Raw genomic sequence first — 17,179 nt, forward strand, 5'->3', positions numbered from 1 at the left:
TGCCATGAGTGAGTCGTTCCTTTCGCAGGAAGAGGTCGATGCCCTGCTGGAGGGGGTGACTGGCGAGAGCCAGAAGGATGTCGAGGAGGTCGTCGAGACCGGCGAGATCCGCAACTACGACATCTCCAGCCAGGAACGCATCGTCCGTGGCCGCATGCCGACCATGGAAATCGTGAACGAGCGCTTTGCGCGCAACTTCCGCGTCGGCCTGTTCAACCTGATCCGGCGCAGCCCGGAGATTTCGGTGGGCACGGTGACCGTGCAGCGCTACAGCGCCTTCCTGCGCGAGCTGGCCGTGCCGACCAACTTCAACATCATGGCCGTGCGCCCGCTGCGCGGCAGCGGCCTGGTGGTGTGCGAACCCTCGCTGGTGTTCGGCGTGATCGACACGCTGTACGGCGGCGCCGGCAAGTACCAGACGCGCATCGAGGGCCGCGAGTTCTCGGCCACCGAGCAGCGCGTGATCAACCGGCTGCTGGACGTGATCTCGGGCGAGTACAAGAAGGCCTGGCACGGCATCTACCCGCTGGAGCTGGACTACCAGCGCTCGGAGATGCAGCCGCAATTCGCCAACATCGCCACGCCCAGCGAGATCGTGGTGTCCACCGCGTTCCAGCTGGAGATCGGCGACATCGCCGGCGTGATCCATGTCTGCATCCCGTACTCCACGTTGGAGCCGATCCGCGATGTGCTGTATTCGTCCACCCAGGGCGATTCGGTCGAGGTCGACCGGCGCTGGGTCTCGGTGCTGTCGCGCGAGATCCAGTCGGCCGAGGTCACGCTGGTGGCCGAGCTGGCCCGGGCCGATGCCACGGTGGAGCAACTGCTGGCCATGAAGCCGGGCGATTTCATCGAGCTGGAGCGCCAGCCCAGCATCACCGCCACCATCGGCGGCGTGCCCATCTTCAATTGCCAATACGGCACCCACAACGCCAAGTACGCGATCCGCATCGAGGAATGCCTGCGCGGCAACGACACCCACCCTGAGGACCGCCATGGCCACTGAAGATCCCAAAGACAACGCAGAAGAAGATCCGATGGCCGCCTGGGCCGAGGCGCTGGAGGAGCAGAAGACCGCCACGCCCGACCCCGAGCAGGGCGGCCCGCTGTCCGGAGCCGAGGCACCGCGCCAGGCCTTCAACAAGGACGGCACCATGCAGGACATCAACATGGTGCTGGACATCCCGGTCACCCTGTCGGTGGAGCTGGGCCGCGTGAAGGTGCCGATCAAGTACATCCTGCAGCTGGCCCAGGGCTCGGTGGTCGAGCTCGACGCGCTGGCCGGCGAGCCCATGGACGTGCTGGTCAACGGCTACCTGATCGCCCAGGGCGAGGTGGTGGTCGTGAACGACAAGTTCGGCATCCGCCTGACCGACGTGGTGACGCCCTCGGAGCGCCTGCGCCGCGTCAGCCGCGGAGGTTGAGGGCCGATGTCGATTTCCTCGCAGACCCTGCTGGTCGTGGCCCTGTTCGTGGCCGCGCTGTGCACGCTGCCCTGGGCCGTCAGGTGGCTGCAGCGGCGCGTGCAGGGCGGCATGGCCGCCGCCGGCCCCGCCTCGCGCCTGGTCGGCGCGCTGGCCGTGGGGCCGCAGCAGCGCGTGGTGACGGTGGAGGTGGGCCCCCCCGGTGCGCGCACCTGGCTGGTGCTGGGCGTGACGGCGCAGTCGGTCAATCTCCTGCACAGCATGCCGGCCGGTGCGCTCGACTTTGCCGGGGCGCTCGTCAAGGCCGAGGCCGCACCGGTGCCTGCGCCCGAGGCCAGGCCATGAAGCCGCGCCTGGCGCTGCTGGCCGGGCTGGCCCTGCTGGCCGGGCCGGCGCTGGCGCAGAACAACGCGCAGCTGCCGCTCATCATCGGCAGCGGGCCGGGCGGCAGCAGCTATTCGGTGCCGATCCAGACGCTGCTGTTCTTCACGGCGCTGTCTTTCCTGCCGGCGGTGCTGCTCATGATGACGGGCTTCACGCGCATCGTGATCGTGCTGTCGCTGCTGCGCCAGGCGCTGGGCACGCAGTCGGCGCCGCCGAACCAGGTGGTGGTCGGCCTGTCGCTGTTCCTCACGCTGTTCGTGATGGGGCCGACGCTGGACAAGGTGTACCAGGAGGCCTACGTGCCCTTCACCAACAACAGCCTGAACTTCGAGCAGGCGGTGGCGCGCGGCGAGGCGCCGATGCGCGAGTTCATGCTCAAGCAGACGCGCCAGTCCGACTTCGCGCTGTTCGCCCGGCTCGCGCAGCTGGACGCATCCGTCACGGCCGAGACCGCGCCGCTGCGCGTGCTGGTGCCGGCCTTCGTGACCAGCGAGCTCAAGTCGGCGTTCCAGATCGGCTTCATGATCTTCATCCCCTTCCTGGTCATCGACATCGTCGTGGCCAGCGTGCTGATGTCGCTGGGCATGATGATGCTGTCGCCGGTGCTGGTTGCGCTGCCGTTCAAGCTCATGGTCTTCGTGCTGGCCGACGGGTGGAACCTGTTGATCGGCTCGCTCGCGGCGAGCTTCGCGCGATGAGCCCGCAATTCGTCCTCACGCTGGGCCAGGAGGCGCTGACGCTGTTGCTCATGGTGTCCGCCCCGGTGCTGGCGATCGTGCTCGTGGTGGGGCTGGTGATCAGCATCTTCCAGGCCATCACGCAGATCCACGAGGCCACGCTGTCCTTCGTGCCCAAGCTCATCGCCGCGCTGCTGGTGCTGGCCCTGGCCGGGCCCTGGATGCTGACCACGCTGGTGGACTACATCCGGCGCATGATCGAGATGATTCCCCAGCTGCCCCAGTGAGCTGACGTGATCACCTTCAGCGAAGCGCAGCTGGTGGCCTGGATCTCGCCGATCCTGTGGCCCTTCCTGCGCGTGCTGGCGCTGTTCACGGCGATGCCGATCTTCTCCATGCGGGCCGTGCCCATGCGCGCGCGCGTGGCCCTGGCGTTCCTGATCGCCGTGGCGGCCCAGCCCACGCTGGCCGGCCAGCCCATCATCGGCATCAACAGTCCGCAGGCGCTGGGTGCGGTGGTGCAGCAGGTCGGCATCGGGCTGGCCATCGGTTTTGCCGTGCGGCTGGTGTTCACCGCCGTCGAGTTGGCCGGCGAACTCGTGGGCCTGCAGATGGGGCTGAACTTTGCGGCCTTCTTCGACCCGACCAGCAATGCGCAGGTGAGCGCGGTCTCGCGCTTCCTGGGCACCATGTCGATGCTGCTGTTCATCGTGGTCAACGGCCACCTGATGGTGCTGATGGCCGTGATCCGCAGCTTCGAGGCCTTTCCGGCCGACGGCAATTTCCTGGATTCGCTGGCCCGGCTGCAGATGCACGGGCTGGGCCGCGAGATCTTCGCGAGCGCGTTGTGGATGGCACTGCCCATGATCGGCCTGCTGCTGTTCGTCAACCTCACGCTGGGCATCGTCTCGCGCGTGGCGCCGCAGATGAACGTGTTCGCCGTGGGCTTTCCGGTCACCCTGGTGATGGGGCTGATCGGCATCGCGGCGACGCTGCCGCTCATGGACCAGCCCATGATGGCGTTGATGGAGCGCACCATCGCGCTGTTCGGGCCGCGCTAGTGGCGCAGGGGGCGCTGTTCGACGAGCCGCCGCAGCAGGGCGTCGTGGTGCTGGGGCGCGAGGCCTGCGTGCTGCGCGGCTTCGCACTGCCCTGGGTGGAGCGGCTGCTGGCCGCACTGACCGAAGTCGAGCGCACCGCGCCGCCGCGCCACATGGTCACGCCGGGCGGGCTGGCCATGTCGGTGGCCAACACCAATTGCGGGGCGCTCGGCTGGGTCTCGGACCGACGCGGCTACCGCTACAGCAGCACCGATCCCGCCAGCGGCCTGCCCTGGCCGGCCATGCCGCAGGCCTTCGCCGAACTGGCGCTGGCGGCTGCTGCGGCTGCGGGTTTCGTGGGGTTTGCCCCCGACGCCTGCCTGGTCAACCACTACCGGCCCGGCACACGCCTGTCGCTGCACCAGGACAAGGACGAGCGCGACCACCGCGCGCCCATCGTCTCGGTCTCGTTGGGCATGCCTGCGGTGTTCTTGTTCGGGGGGCACGCGCGCGCCGACCAGGCCGCGCGCGTGCCGCTGCACCATGGTGACGTGGTCGTCTGGGGTGGTGTGGACCGCCTGCGCTTTCACGGCGTGCTGCCGCTCAAGGAGTTGCCGCACCCGCTGCTGGGCGCGGAGCGCATCAACCTGACGCTGCGTCAGGCGGGCTGAGTCGCGCTGGCTGCGTCGAGCGCGGCGGTTTCGCTCGCTGCCAGCTGCAGTGCGGCCGCCTTGGCGAAGCTCTCGACCTGGCGCACGCTGGTGGCGCTGGCGATCGGCGCGGTCACGCCCTCGCGCGCGATCAGCCAGGCCAGTGCCACCTCGGCCGGCGTGGCGCCGTGGGATGCGGCCACGCTGTCCAGCGCGTCGAGGATGGCGGTGCCGCGCGCGCCGAGGTACTTGGCCACGCCCCTTTCGCGCGCGCTGCCGGCCAGGTCGGCGGCGCTGCGGTACTTGCCCGACAGGAAGCCCGAGGCCAGGCTGTAGTAGGTGACGACGCCCAGGCCTTCGCGCAGGCACAGCTCGCGCAGCGGGCCTTCGTAGGAAGGACGGTCGGACAGGTTGTATTCGGGTTGCAGCACCTGGTAGGCCGGCAGGCCCTGGCTGCGCGCCACGGCCAGTGCGTCGCCGAGCTGCTGGGCGCTGTAGTTGGACGCCCCGATGGCGCGCACCTTGCCGGCGGCCTGCAGCCTGGCATAGGCGCCGAGCGTTTCCTCGTGCGGGGTGTCCGGGTCGGGCCAGTGGGAGAAGTACAGATCGATGCGCTCCACGCGCAGGCGGCGCAGCGAATCTTCCACGGCGCGGGCGATCCAGTCCGCGGCGAGGCTGCGCTTGCCCAGGCCCATGTCGGCGCCCACCTTGGTGAACAGCACGACCTGGTCGCGCCGGCTCGGCCGGGCCTGGAGCCATTTGCCGATGATGGTCTCGGACTCGCCGCCCTGGTTGCCCGCGGCCCAGCGCGAATACACATCGGCCGTGTCGATGGCGTTGAAGCCGTGGTCGGCGAAAGCGTCGAGCACCGAGAAGCTGGTGGCTTCGTCGATGGTCCAGCCGAACACGTTGCCGCCGAAGACGACGGGGGCGATGGCGATGCCGGTGGCACCCAGGGGACGCAGTTGCATGGGGGTTCCTTCAGACCAGGCCGTTGCGGATGGCGTAGACGGTGAGTTCGGCGTTGTTGCCCAGGTTGAGCTTCTCCAGCGCGCGGGTGCGGTACACGCTCACGGTCTTGGGGCTCAGCATCAGTTCCTCGGCGATGTCCGACAGGCGCTTGCCGCTGGCGATCTTGACCACCGTCTGCAGCTCGCGCTCGGACAGCGCCGCGTGCAGCGACTCCTGCGCCGGCTTGGCCAGGCTGTCCACCAGCATCTGCGCGACCTCGGGCGTCACGTAGTTGCGGCCCTGGGCCACGGTGCGCACGCCGCGCACCAGTTCCTCGGGGTCGCCGGCCTTGCTGAGGTAGCCCTTGGCACCGGCGCGCAGGCAGCGCAGCGCGTACTGGTCTTCGGGGTACATGGAGACCACCAGCACCTTCACGGTGGCGCCTGCTTCGGTGAGGCTGGTCAGCACCTCCATGCCGCCGCGGCCGGGCATGTTGAGGTCCAGCACCAGCACGTCGCAGGGCGTCTTGCGCAGCAGGTCGCGCACCTCGGCGTAGCCCGACGCCTCGCCCACCACCTGGATGTCGACGGCCTCGGCCAGCGTGTCGCGGATGCCGCGGCGCACCACGGCATGGTCGTCGCACAGCACGACGCGGATCATGCGGACTCTCCTTGGTCGAGGCGCTCGGCCGCCGCAGCGTCCAGCGGGATGGACAGGACGATGGTGGTGCCCGTGCCGGGCCGGCTGGAAATGTCGAGCCAGCCCCCCACGGTCTTGGCGCGCTCGGCGAGGCCGCGCAGGCCGAAGGACCGGGGCTTGGCCAGCGCCTCGGGCGCGATGCCGCGGCCGTTGTCGCTGACCTCCAGCGTCAGCACGCCTTCGCCGTCCGACAGGTCGATCGCCACGCGGCTGCACTCGGCGTACTTGGCGGCATTGGTCAGCGCCTCCTGGGCCGTGCGGTAGGCCACCAGCGCCAGGGTCTTGTCGATGTCCACGCCGGCCGGCGGGGCGGCCAGCACGGTGGCCACGCCGGTGCGGCGCTCGAAGGCCTCGGCCAGCCAGCCGATGGCGGCCACCAGGCCCTGGTCGAGGATGGGGGGGCGCAGGTTCATCATGATGCGTTGGCTGGCCTCCAGCGCGTGCTGCAGCATCTCGCTGGCCGCCTGCGTGTGCGCCTGCATGGCCGCATCGTCCTGGCTGTGGCGGGCGATCCAGGCCAGGTCGAGCCGGATGGCGGCGAGCGAGCCGCCGATGTCGTCGTGCACCTCGCGCGCGATCGCCGCGCGTTCCTGTTCGATGGAGGTCTGCAGGTGCTCGGTGAGCGCGGCCAGGCGGCGCTCGGAGGCGGCCAGCTCGGCGTCGGCGCGGGCCTGGTCCTGGCGCGCCTGCCAGACCTCGATGGCGCGCCCGATCACATGCGGCAGCTTGCCGATGTGGTCCTTGAGCACGTAGTCCGACAGGCCGATGCGGATGGCCTCCACCGCGGCGGCCTCGCCGATGGCGCCCGACAGCAGCACGAAAGGCGGGCACTGCGCCCGCGTGCAGATCAGGGCCCAGGCGTCCAGCGCGGTGAAACCGGCCAGATGGTAGTCGGCCAGGACCACGTCGAAGCGGGCCTGCTCCAGGCGCAGCGCGAAGTCCTCCAGCGTTTCCACGCGCTCCATGGCGAAGGCCATGCCATGCTTGCGCAGCGTCAGGGCCACGAGCTGGTGGTCGATTTCGGAATCTTCCAGGTGCAGGACCCGGATCGGAGCAGGAGTGGCGTTGTCGGCCATGAAAGGGCTTGCGGCGGTGATGGAAGCTGTACGGCGCGCAACGCCTGTCTCCCCGGCGCTGCACTTCGTCGCCCCATCCTACACATTTGGTGGGCCTGTCCCCAAACCGCACTAATATCAGGCAAACATTCGCTCAGTAATGCAGCTTCTCCCGTGTTATGGAGACACCCATGTCGGCAGAGTCAGACCAACCCCAGACACCGGCAGTGCAGCTGCCGGTCATGGTCGTGGCCGACCTGCAGGATTCCCTGATGGTCGTGATGCACGATCTGCAGCGGCTGGACAGCCTGCTCGCCCACACCATGGACAACCTGATGGAGCGCTTCGACAAGGTGCACAGCGCGCTGGCCGAACCGCAGCACCACGAGGCCCTGGGCCAGGTGCGCGGCACGCTGCGCGACGCCGTGACCGAGCTGCAGTTCCAGGACATGGCTTCGCAACTCATCGCCCACACCACCAAGGTGCTGCAGGGCTGTGCCTACAAGCTGGCCGCCGAATCCATGGGGGAGGGCCCCGATGAGGAAGCTGCCGCACCGTTCGGCGCGCCGACGAACGGCCGTCCCAATCCCGTCACCCAGAGCGAGATGGACGCTGGTTCGATCGAGCTGTTCTGACCCCTCGTTGCACACACTGCCTACCTCGCCCGGAGTTCTTCCAATGCATTCGATCCTCGCCGTAGACGACTCGCCTTCCATGCGCAAGATGGTGTCGTTCACCCTGACCGGGGCCGGCTACAACGTGGTGGAGGCCGTGGACGGTCAGGACGCCTACGAGAAGGCGCAGGCCCAGCCCATCGACCTGGTGCTGGCCGACCAGAACATGCCGCGGCTGGACGGCCTGGGCCTGACGCGCAAGCTGCGCGAGAACCCCAAATTCAAGACCGTGCCCATCCTGATCCTGACCACCGAATCGAGCGACCAGATGAAGCAGGCCGGCCGCTCGGCCGGGGCCACAGGCTGGCTGGTCAAACCCTTCGATCCGGCGCGCCTGATCGAGGTCATCCAGAAGGTCATCCGCTGAGCGCGGCGAGGAAATCCATGGCTGAACACACACAGGAAGCCGGAGGCGGTGGCGCCGACTTCGATCTGAGCCAGTTCTATGAGATCTTCTTCGAGGAGGCCGGCGAAAACCTGGACCAGATGGAGCAGATGCTGGTCGGGCTGGACCTCTCCCAGGCCGACGACGAGGCGCTGAACGGCATCTTCCGCTGCGCCCACTCGATCAAGGGCGGCGCGGCGACCTTCGGTTTCCGCGACGTGACGGAGCTGACACACCACATGGAGTCGCTGCTGGACAAGCTGCGCCGCCACGAGATCACGCCGGTGCCGCAGATGGTGGATGTGCTGCTGGAGTCGGCCGACGCCTCGCGCAGCCTGCTGGCGCGCCACCAGAACGGCGGCCAGGGCGAAGTGCCGCCGACGGCCGGCCTGGTGCAGCGCATCGCCGAGCTGGCGGCGGGCAATGTGCCGGCAACCGCGGCACCGGCGCCTGTCGCGGCGCCTGCCCCGGCCCCGGCGCCAGCCCCCGTGGTGGCCGCGGCGCCCCCGGCCGAACCCTTGCCGCCCGGCGTGCGCCGCCTGACGATCCACATCGGGCCGCTGCCGCAGCCCGAATTGGCCGATGCCTTGCAGGATCTGTTCCGCGACATCCCTGGCCTGGGCACGATGACGCCGCTCGAGAGCGCGCAGACGGACCGGCGCAGCTACGAGGTGACCACCAGTTCGTCCAACGATGACCTGCTCGACCTGTTCGTGTTCCACGTGGCCAAGGAGCTGGTGGACATCCGCGAGGAGAGCGCGGCGCCGACGGAGGATCCGCTCGCCGCCGAGGAGGCGCGGGCCGCTGCGCTGGACCAGGCGGCGGCGCAGGGCCGGCCCGCCACCCCGCCGCTGGCTGAAAGCGAGAGCTACGGCTTCTTCCAGGAACCCGCCGCACTGGCGCCCGCCGCCGCGGCTCCGGCCCGTGCGGCGGCTCCGGCGCCCGCCGCCGCGGCCGGTGCGGCCAGCCAGTCATCCCTGGAAGCGACCTCGATCCGCGTGGCCGTCAGCAAGGTCGACCAGATCATCAACCTGGTGGGCGAACTGGTGATCACGCAGGCCATGCTGGCGCAGAACAGCCGGGCGCTGGAACCGGCGCTGCACCAGCAGCTGTTCGCCGGCCTGGCCGACCTGGACCGCAACACGCGCGATCTGCAGGAATCGGTGATGTCGATCCGCATGATCCCGATGTCCTTCGTGTTCAACCGCTTCCCGCGCATGCTGCGCGACCTGGCCAACAAGCTGGGCAAGAAGGTGGACTTCGTGACGCAGGGCGAGGCGACCGAACTGGACAAGGGCCTGGTGGAGAAGATCACCGACCCGCTGACCCACCTGGTGCGCAACAGCTGCGACCACGGCATCGAGATGCCGGCCGACCGCCTGGCCGCCGGCAAGCCCGAGCACGGCACGATCACGCTGGCGGCATCGCACCAGGGTGGCTCCATCGTGATCGAGGTGCGTGACGACGGCAAGGGCTTGTCGCGCGAGAAGATCCTGTCCAAGGCACGCGAGCGCGGCCTGAGCGTCTCCGACAGCATGCCCGACAGCGAGGTCTGGCAGCTGATCTTCGCGCCGGGCTTCTCCACTGCCGAGGTGGTGACCGATGTGTCGGGCCGCGGCGTGGGAATGGACGTGGTCAAGCGCAACATCGCCGCCCTGGGCGGCACGGTGGACATCGATTCGGACTTCGGCCGCGGCATGAAGGTTTCGGTGCGGCTGCCGCTGACGCTGGCCATCATGGACGGCATGTCGGTGCGCGTGGGCGACGAGGTCTACATCCTGCCGCTGTCGGCGGTGGTGGAGTCCTTCCAGGTGCAGGACGACGCCGTGAGCACGGTGGCGCAGGGCGCGCAGCTGGTGAAGGTGCGTGACGAGTTCATGCCCGTGATCGAGCTGGAGCGCCTGTTCCAGGTGCCGCCCTCCGTCGACAACGGTGGCAGCGGCATCATGGTGGTGGTGGAGTCCGAGGGCAGCCGGGCCGCCTTGCTGGTGTCCGAGTTGCTGGGCCAGCACCAGGTGGTGGTGAAGAACCTGGAATCCAACTACCGCAAGGTGGCGAACGTCTCGGGCGCCACCATTCTGGGCGACGGCAAGGTCGCCCTCATTCTTGACATCGGCGCGCTGGTGCGCCGCACGCGGCATTGACGGGGATTGGCATGGCAGCAGTTCTGGAACAGAGCGACGGCGCAAACGCAACGGTGGCAGGCGAGTACCTGACTTTCCGGCTCGGCCAGGAGGAGTACGGGATCGACATCCTGAAGGTGCAGGAGATCCGTGGCTACGAGCAGCCCACGCGCATTGCGCACGCGCCGTCCTTTCTCAAGGGTGTGGTGAACCTGCGCGGCACCATCGTGCCCATCGTGGACATGCGCCTGAAGTTCAACTGCTCGCAGGCCGAGTACAACAGCTTCACGGTGGTCATCATCCTGCACCTGCGCGCGCGCATCGTGGGCATCGTGGTGGACTCGGTGAGCGATGTGCTGCAGCTGCAGTCCGACCAGATCCGCCCGGCGCCCGAGGTCGAGACCTCGGTGGACGCGAACTGCATCGTCGGCCTGGGGGCACTCAGCGAACGCATGCTGATCCTGCTGGACATCGAGCGCCTGATGTCGGGCGTGGACATGGGGCTGGTGGCGGCCTGAGCCGCGCCGCACGAACCATGGCCGCTGTGATGGCAACCGGTCAGGACGCTTCGGGCGGTCGCGAATTCGCCTGGACGCAGGCGGACTTCACGCGCGTGCAGCGCCTGATCTACCAGCGCGCCGGCATCTCCCTGCACGACGGCAAGCACGCGATGGTCTACAGCCGGCTGTCGCGCCGCCTGCGCGACACCGGCTACAACAGCTTCGACGACTACCTGAGCTGGCTGGAGCGCGACGACGGTGCCGAATGGCAGGAGTTCGTCAACGCGCTCACCACCAATCTCACGGCGTTCTTCCGCGAGCAGCACCATTTCGTGATGCTGGACCAGCACCTGCGCCAGCACCGGCCGGCCGCTGGCGGCTGGCGCATCTGGTGCAGCGCGGCCTCGACGGGCGAGGAGCCGTACTCCATCGTCATGACGGCGATGGAGGCGCTGGGCGTGGCCAACGGCTTCGGCCTGTGGGCCAGCGACATCGATTCCAAGGTGCTGGCCACGGCGCAGCGCGGCGTGTACCGGCTCGAATCGCTCAAGGGCCTGAGCCAGGAGCGGCTGCAGCGCTTCTTCCTGCGCGGCAAGGGCAGCAACGAGGGGCTGGTGCGCGTGCGGCCCGAGCTGGTCAAGGCGGTGGAGTTCCTGCCCGTCAACCTGATCCGCAACGACTGGCCGTTCCGCGAGCCCTTCGACGTGGTGTTCTGCCGCAACGTGATGATCTACTTCGACGCGCCGACGCAGCGCAGCGTGCTGGAACGCATCCACCGCGTGATGAAGCCGGGCGGCCTGTTGTTCGTGGGCCATGCCGAGAATTTCAGCGAGTCGCGTGACCTGTTCACGCTCAAGGGAAAGACCGCATATGAGCGTCGCTGAGCCAGGCTTCCTCGGTGGCCGCCGTGCGCCGCCGCCCATCACCGCACCTGGGGCGCGCAGCGGCCCGGCGGCGGTGTCGCTGCAGCAGCTCAAGAGCGCGCCGCGCAAGCCGGGCGAGGCATCCTTCTTCTACCTGGACCACCACTTCCAGTACAACGCCGTGAAGGTGCTGCCGGGCGAGTACTTCGTCTCGGGCGACGACATCGTGATGATGACGGTGCTGGGCTCGTGCATCTCGGCCTGCCTGTGGGATTCGCGTGCGCGCATCGGCGGCATGAACCACTTCATGCTGCCCGAGGGCGGCGGCGAAGACGGCTTCGGCCGCTATGGCTCCTATGCGATGGAACTGCTGATCAACGAGCTACTCAAGAGCGGTGCGCGGCGCGAATCGCTGCAGGCCAAGATCTTCGGCGGCGCCCAGGTGATGGCCAATTTCACGACCATGAACGTGGGCGAGCGCAACACCAAGTTCGTGGTGGACTACCTGCAGACCGAGCGCATCCCGTTGCTGTCGCAGGACGTGCTGGACATCTATCCGCGCAAGGTGTGCTTCTTCCCGGTGACGGGCAAGGCCATGGTCAAGCGGCTGGCCCACGCCCATCCGGAGCAGATCGAGATCCACGAGAAGAACGGCAATGCCGCCACCGTGGCCAAATCCAACGCCGGCGGCTCCGTCGACCTGTTCTGACCATGGCGAAGATCCGTGTCCTGGTGGTGGACGATTCGGCGCTGGTGCGCAGCCTGCTGGCGGAGATCATCAACCGCCAGAGCGACATGACCTGTGTCGGCGCGGCCAACGACCCGCTGGTGGCGCGCGAGATGATCCGCGAGCTGAACCCCGACGTGGTGACGCTGGACGTGGAGATGCCGCGCATGGACGGCATCGATTTCCTGGGCCGGCTGATGCGGCTGCGCCCCATGCCGGTGGTGATGGTGTCCACGCTGACGGCGCAGGGCGCCGAGGTGACGCTGCGGGCGCTGGAGCTGGGCGCGGTCGACTTCGTGGCCAAACCCCGCATCGGCCTGGCCACCGGACTGCAGGAGTTGGCCAGCGAGATCGTGGAGAAGGTGCGCGTGGCCTCGGTGGCCAAGTTTCGCAAGCCGGCGCCAGTGCCGGCGGCGCCGACCGGAGCGGCGGCACCTGCCAGCACGCCGCCGCGCAGCGGCCTGCTGGGCCGCGTCTCGACCGAGAAGCTGATCTGCATCGGTGCCTCCACGGGCGGGACCGAGGCGATCCGCGAGGTGCTGGTGGCCATGCCGGCCGACGCGCCGGCCATCGTCATCACCCAGCACATGCCGCCGGGCTTCACGACCAGCTTTGCGGCACGGCTGAACGGGCTGTGCCGCATCACCGTCAAGGAAGCCCAGCACGGCGAGCGCGTCCTGCCCGGGCATGCCTACATCGCGCCGGGCGGGCGGCAGTTCCGCATCGAGCGCAGCGGGGCCAACTACATGGCGGTGGTGGAGGACGCACCTCCCGTGAACCGGCACCGGCCTTCGGTGGAGGTGCTGTTCCTGTCGGCGGCGGCGGCGGTGGGGCGCAATGCCTACGGCATCATGCTGACCGGCATGGGCAACGACGGCGCGCGCGCCATGCGCGAGATGCGCGACAAGGGCAGCTACAACTACGCGCAGGACGAGGCGAGCTGCGTGGTGTTCGGCATGCCCAAGGAGGCCATCGCCCACGGCGCCGTGGACGAGGTGCTGCCCTTGAACCAGATCGCGCCGGCGCTGCTGGCCAAGCTGGGCAGCGCGACCGAGCGGCTGCACCACCGCATCTGATCAGAGCATCTCGTCGGGCGCGAGCGGGCCGATGAGCTTGAGCAGCCACTGCATGCCCAGGCCGGCATCGGGCTCGAAGTGGCTGCGGATGGGAGGGCCGTCGGGCGGATTCCAGACGAGTTGGCCGTCTTCCAGCGCCATGCGGTACGTGTCCTGCTCCAGCACGGGCCTGGCCCCTTGCTCGACCTGATGTGCCAGCGTGCTGCTGCGGATCAGCAGCGCGAGCTCGCTGTTCTGCAGCTGCGAGCGCAGGTCCAGATTCATGGAGCCGACGACGAGCAGGCTGTGGTCGAGCACCAGCGTCTTGGCATGCAGGCTGGCGCGCGAACTGGCGCCGACACTGCCGCCGGCGCCCGGTTCCCGGGGTGTGCTGCTTTCCGAGCCGCGCCGCGCCACCCGTGCCATGCCGCCCGAACCGCTGCCCGAACCGCTCCCCAGGGCCGAGCCCGCGGCGCCCGGTTCGGCACGCATCTCGTACAGCTCCACACCCATTTCCAGCAGCCGCTTGCGGTAGCGTGCATAGCCCACGTGGGCCAGTGGCGCATCGTTGGAAGCCAGGGAATTCGTCAGCACGCGCACGCGCACACCGGCACGGCGCAGCTGGGCGAATATCTCCATCATGGGCTCGCCGGGCACGAAATAAGGCGAGACGATGAACAGGTCTTCGCGCGTGGCGGCCATCAGGCGCAGCAGGCCGTCGACCACCGTGTCGCCCTGGCCCTCCTGTTCGGAGGCGATCTTGTCGGCCTTGTCGACCAGCAGCAGCGCGGGGGCCCAGGTCAGCCGCGCGGGCGAGAGGTCCAGCAGCGGCGTGCCCGGGTCGGCGTCTGGCCGGTCCAGCGGATCGTCCGCCTTCTTGAGTGCGTCCAGCTCGCCGGGTGTGAGCAGCGATTGCACCGGATAGGCGAGGTCGTTGTTCCAGTAGGCGTCGAAGCTGGCCGACATGGCGCGGACGATGCGGCCTGCCGCCAGCACGTCGAGGTCGATGAAGTTGCTGTCCCGCCCCTGGCCGAAGTAGGCATCGCCCAGATTGCGTCCGCCCGTGATGCCGAGCGTGTTGTCGGCAATGAACATCTTGTTGTGCATGCGCCGCTGGGCCTGCTCGATGTTGCCCAGCGAGCCCAGCAAGCGGCCCGCCAGCGACCGGCGTGAGCCAGGCAGGGGGTTGTACAGGCGGACCTCGATGTTGGGGACGAAGGCCAGCCGCAGCACCTGCGCGTTGGCGCCGGTGGTGTTGAAGTCGTCCAGGAGCATGCGCACGCGCACGCCGCGCGCAGCGGCGTCGCGCAAGCGCTGCAGCAGGAGGCCGGTGCTCGGGTCGGCCAGGATGGCGTAGTACTGCAGATCCAGCGTCCTGTCGGCCGCATCGATCAGGCTGAGCCGGCTCGTGTAGGCGGCTTCGGTTGCGCCAATCAGGCGAAAGCCGGAGGAATGGCGCTGGCCGGTGCTGGCCATGTGCTCTGCCACGCTGCGGCCCAGGCGTGTGGTCTCGGCCTGCTGCAACGCGTGGGATACAGGGCGCTGCACGCTATCGGGGAGGCTGGCACAGCCGGCGAGCCAGAGGGCGATGGCCGCGATCAGAAGAAGGTGCAGGGCCGATGATCGGCGGTGGTGGTTCTGACGGCGGGTGGGTTGCAGCATGGCGCCATGACGGTAGCCATGCAAAGGCGCCGCGTCTGTAGGCGCAGCCGCTGCGCCGGCGTGGGCGTCAGCCCGCCCTCTCGAGGGCTTCCCAGCGCTCCATCGCGGCCAGCAGCTCTTCATCCAGCGCACTGTGGCGCTGGGCCAGTTCAGTAGCGCGCGCGCTGTCGGTGGCGTAGAGGGCACCGCCGGCGAGCTCGCCGTTGATGTGGTGCTGCTCTGCCTCCAGCGCGGCGATGCGGGCCGGCAGGGCGTCGAACTCGCGCTGTTCCTTGTAGCTGAGCTTGCGGCGCGCGGCCGTTGCCGCTGCTGGCGCAGGGGGCTTGGCCGCCGCGGCCGGTGCCGGCGCTGCGAGGCTGGCGGCCTCGTGGGCGCGCACCCGGCGTGACTGGTCGAGCCAGTCCTGCACGGAGCCCTCGTACTCGCGCCAGCGCGCCGGCTGCTGCGGCGTGGGCTCGTGGGCGATGATGCTGTTGACCACGTTGTCGACGAAGGCGCGGTCGTGGCTGACCAGGAACACCGTGCCGGGATAGTCCTGCAGCAGTTCCTCGAGCAGTTCGAGGGTGTCGATGTCCAGGTCGTTGGTCGGCTCGTCGAGCACCAGCACGTTGGCTGGCCGAGCGAATAGCCGGGCCAGCAGCAGCCGGTTGCGCTCGCCGCCCGAGAGGGAGCGGACGGGCGAGTTCGCGCGCGCTGGCGAGAACAGGAAATCGCCCAAGTAGCTCTTGACGTGCTTGCGTTGGTTGCCGATCTCGATCCACTCGCTGCCGGGGCTGATGAAGTCTTCCAGAGTGGCGTCCAGATCGATCGCATTGCGCATCTGGTCGAAGTAAGCCACTTCCAGGTTGCTGCCGCGGCGCACACTGCCCTCGTCGGGCTCCAACTCGCCCAGGATCAGCTTGAGCAGCGTGGTCTTGCCCGCGCCGTTGGCGCCGAGCAGGCCCACCTTGTCACCACGCAGGATGGTGGCGGTGAAGTCCCGCACGATGCGGCGCTCGCCGAACGACAGGCCGACCTCGGTGAGCTCGGCGACGATCTTGCCGCTACTCTGGCCGGTGGCCAGGTCCATGCGCACGCGGCCCACCGCGTCGCGCCGCGCGGCGCGCGAGGCGCGCAGGGCCTCGAGCCGGCCGATGCGGCTCTGGCTGCGCGTGCGCCGCGCCTCCACGCCTTTGCGCACCCAGACCTCTTCCTGGGCGAGCAGCTTGTCGGCCTTGGCGTTGATGACGGCCTCCTGCGCCTGCTGCTCCGCCTTGTCGCGCTGGTAGGTGGCGAAATTGCCCGGGTAGGACATCAGCTGGCCGCGGTCCAGCTCGACGATGCGCGTGGCGACGCGGTCCAGGAAGCTGCGGTCGTGCGTGATCGTCACGATGCTGCCCTTGAAATCGATCAGCAGATCTTCCAGCCACGCGATCGAGTCGAGGTCCAGGTGGTTGGTCGGCTCGTCCAGGAAGAGCACGTCGGGGCGGGCGACGAGCGCCTGCGCCAGCGCGACGCGCTTGCGCGTGCCGCCCGACAGGTCGCCCACGCGGGCGTCGGCATCCAGGTGCAGGCGCTGCAGCGTCTCGGTCACGCGCTGCTCCCAGTTCCAAGCGTCGAAGGCTTCCACCTGCGTCTGCAGCGCATCCAGATCGATGCCGTCCTCGCCCGACAGATAGGCGTCGCGCGCGGCAATCGCCGTGGCGAGCCCGGCACTGGCGGCCGCGAACACGCTGTCGTCGGCCTGCAGCACAGGCTCCTGGGCGACGAACGCCAGCCGCAAGCCTTGCTGCACATGCATGGTGCCGTCGTCGGGTTTCTCGATGCCCGCAAGAATCTTCAGCAGAGAAGACTTGCCCGCACCGTTGCGTCCGATGAGCCCCACGCGCTCCGAGCTTTCGAGGGAGAACTGCGCGCCGTCGAGCAACGCCACGTGACCGAACGCGAGATGCGCATCCAAGAGAGAGATCAAAGCCATAGGATGAAAATTATCCCGGCATCGGCCACCTGCCGACGCATCTCGGTGCCACCTCGTCGAAAAAAGTTTGCGCCCGCCCAAAGAGCTGTTGTATAGTGGTGGGCTTCGCTGATCACGGCGCCCAGCGCAGTGATCTACCAGTCAGGCCAAGCGGCCCGGCAGGTTGAAAAAGAAGCGAAAAAATTTGACCGGCCTTTAAAAAACGTGTCACAATGCAAGGCTTCGCTGATCACAGCGTTGCAAGGCAAGTCAACCGGGAGGTTGATGAGTTTGGGTCTTTAAAAATATACAGCCGATAAGCGTGGGCGTTTGGTGCCAAGTTGCCAAGTTCTTCGGAACGAGTGCACTGCACT

General features: G+C 68.4%; 19 protein-coding genes. 14 read left to right on the top strand and 5 right to left on the bottom strand.

Translation table 11 applies throughout. From position 1 onward, the window contains the following. Positions 1–4: 4 nt before the first annotated feature. From fliM to alkB, 7 genes are read left to right on the top strand one after another with little or no spacing between them, the layout of a single operon-like run. Positions 5–1,006 carry a flagellar motor switch protein FliM gene (gene fliM, locus DES41_RS29175; protein WP_114471114.1) on the top strand — a complete coding sequence of 334 codons (1,002 nt, stop codon included), beginning with the start codon at positions 5–7 and terminating at the stop codon, positions 1,004–1,006. Continuing rightward, positions 996–1,424, top strand: coding sequence for a flagellar motor switch protein FliN (fliN, locus tag DES41_RS29180; RefSeq protein WP_114471115.1), 429 nt, complete (start codon positions 996–998; stop codon positions 1,422–1,424). The genes fliM and fliN overlap by 11 nt, the downstream gene beginning before the upstream one ends. Positions 1,425–1,430: 6 nt before the next feature. Then, complete coding sequence (locus tag DES41_RS29185; protein ID WP_114471116.1) at positions 1,431–1,769, top strand: FliO/MopB family protein; 339 nt, start codon at positions 1,431–1,433, stop codon at positions 1,767–1,769. Then, the gene (gene fliP, locus DES41_RS29190) at positions 1,766–2,506 is read left to right on the top strand and encodes a flagellar type III secretion system pore protein FliP (protein ID WP_114471117.1); all 741 of its coding nucleotides are present in this window, start codon (positions 1,766–1,768) and stop codon (positions 2,504–2,506) included. The genes DES41_RS29185 and fliP overlap by 4 nt, the downstream gene beginning before the upstream one ends. Next, positions 2,503–2,772 (top strand): flagellar biosynthesis protein FliQ, encoded by a 270-nt coding sequence (gene fliQ, locus DES41_RS29195; protein WP_114471118.1) that lies wholly within the window; start codon positions 2,503–2,505, stop codon positions 2,770–2,772. The genes fliP and fliQ overlap by 4 nt, the downstream gene beginning before the upstream one ends. Before the next feature lie 6 nt (positions 2,773–2,778). Then, positions 2,779–3,546: a flagellar biosynthetic protein FliR gene (fliR, locus tag DES41_RS29200; RefSeq protein ID WP_114471119.1), complete on the top strand. Its 768-nt coding sequence runs from the start codon at positions 2,779–2,781 to the stop codon at positions 3,544–3,546. 14 nt (positions 3,547–3,560) lie between these two features. Then, complete coding sequence (gene alkB, locus DES41_RS29205; RefSeq protein ID WP_425466404.1) at positions 3,561–4,196, top strand: DNA oxidative demethylase AlkB; 636 nt, start codon at positions 3,561–3,563, stop codon at positions 4,194–4,196. Here alkB and DES41_RS29210 read toward each other — a convergent pair. Genes DES41_RS29210 through DES41_RS29220 form a run of 3 tightly spaced genes read right to left on the bottom strand, consistent with a single transcriptional unit; the run spans position 4,184 to position 6,901 of the window. Further along, on the bottom strand, positions 4,184–5,146 hold the full coding sequence (locus DES41_RS29210; RefSeq protein ID WP_114471121.1) for an aldo/keto reductase: 963 nt from the start codon (positions 5,144–5,146) through the stop codon (positions 4,184–4,186). The genes alkB and DES41_RS29210 overlap by 13 nt on opposite strands. Before the next feature lie 10 nt (positions 5,147–5,156). After that, positions 5,157–5,786, bottom strand: coding sequence for a response regulator (locus DES41_RS29215; protein WP_114471122.1), 630 nt, complete (start codon positions 5,784–5,786; stop codon positions 5,157–5,159). Next, positions 5,783–6,901 carry a hybrid sensor histidine kinase/response regulator gene (locus DES41_RS29220; protein WP_114471123.1) on the bottom strand — a complete coding sequence of 373 codons (1,119 nt, stop codon included), beginning with the start codon at positions 6,899–6,901 and terminating at the stop codon, positions 5,783–5,785. Before DES41_RS29220 ends, DES41_RS29215 begins: the two co-directional genes overlap by 4 nt. 170 nt (positions 6,902–7,071) lie before the next feature. Between DES41_RS29220 and DES41_RS29225 the strand changes: the two genes are divergently transcribed. The 7 genes from DES41_RS29225 to DES41_RS29255 are packed head-to-tail and all read left to right on the top strand — an operon-like array spanning position 7,072 to position 13,228. Continuing rightward, positions 7,072–7,515 carry a hypothetical protein gene (locus tag DES41_RS29225; RefSeq protein WP_114471124.1) on the top strand — a complete coding sequence of 148 codons (444 nt, stop codon included), beginning with the start codon at positions 7,072–7,074 and terminating at the stop codon, positions 7,513–7,515. Between the two features lie 43 nt (positions 7,516–7,558). Then, on the top strand, positions 7,559–7,921 hold the full coding sequence (locus tag DES41_RS29230) for a response regulator (RefSeq protein WP_114471125.1): 363 nt from the start codon (positions 7,559–7,561) through the stop codon (positions 7,919–7,921). A gap of 17 nt (positions 7,922–7,938) precedes the next feature. Next, complete coding sequence (locus tag DES41_RS29235) at positions 7,939–10,083, top strand: chemotaxis protein CheW (RefSeq protein WP_114471126.1); 2,145 nt, start codon at positions 7,939–7,941, stop codon at positions 10,081–10,083. A gap of 11 nt (positions 10,084–10,094) precedes the next feature. After that, positions 10,095–10,580: a chemotaxis protein CheW gene (locus DES41_RS29240; RefSeq protein ID WP_114471127.1), complete on the top strand. Its 486-nt coding sequence runs from the start codon at positions 10,095–10,097 to the stop codon at positions 10,578–10,580. A gap of 29 nt (positions 10,581–10,609) precedes the next feature. Next, complete coding sequence (locus DES41_RS29245) at positions 10,610–11,446, top strand: CheR family methyltransferase (RefSeq protein ID WP_245965918.1); 837 nt, start codon at positions 10,610–10,612, stop codon at positions 11,444–11,446. After that, positions 11,433–12,134, top strand: coding sequence for a chemoreceptor glutamine deamidase CheD (gene cheD, locus DES41_RS29250; protein ID WP_114471129.1), 702 nt, complete (start codon positions 11,433–11,435; stop codon positions 12,132–12,134). Before DES41_RS29245 ends, cheD begins: the two co-directional genes overlap by 14 nt. 2 nt (positions 12,135–12,136) lie before the next feature. Further along, positions 12,137–13,228: a protein-glutamate methylesterase/protein-glutamine glutaminase gene (locus DES41_RS29255; RefSeq protein WP_114471130.1), complete on the top strand. Its 1,092-nt coding sequence runs from the start codon at positions 12,137–12,139 to the stop codon at positions 13,226–13,228. Here the strand turns inward: DES41_RS29255 and DES41_RS29260 are convergent, their stop codons facing one another. Both DES41_RS29260 and DES41_RS29265 read right to left on the bottom strand, forming a co-directional pair. Then, positions 13,229–14,869 (bottom strand): phospholipase D family protein, encoded by a 1,641-nt coding sequence (locus DES41_RS29260; protein ID WP_114471131.1) that lies wholly within the window; start codon positions 14,867–14,869, stop codon positions 13,229–13,231. Positions 14,870–14,936: 67 nt separating this feature from the next. Beyond that, positions 14,937–16,826: an ABC-F family ATP-binding cassette domain-containing protein gene (locus DES41_RS29265; protein WP_114471132.1), complete on the bottom strand. Its 1,890-nt coding sequence runs from the start codon at positions 16,824–16,826 to the stop codon at positions 14,937–14,939. Positions 16,827–17,179 lie beyond the last annotated feature (353 nt).

It is taken from the genome of Pseudorhodoferax soli (assembly GCF_003337555.1).
GTDB classification, from domain to species: domain Bacteria; phylum Pseudomonadota; class Gammaproteobacteria; order Burkholderiales; family Burkholderiaceae_C; genus Pseudorhodoferax; species Pseudorhodoferax soli.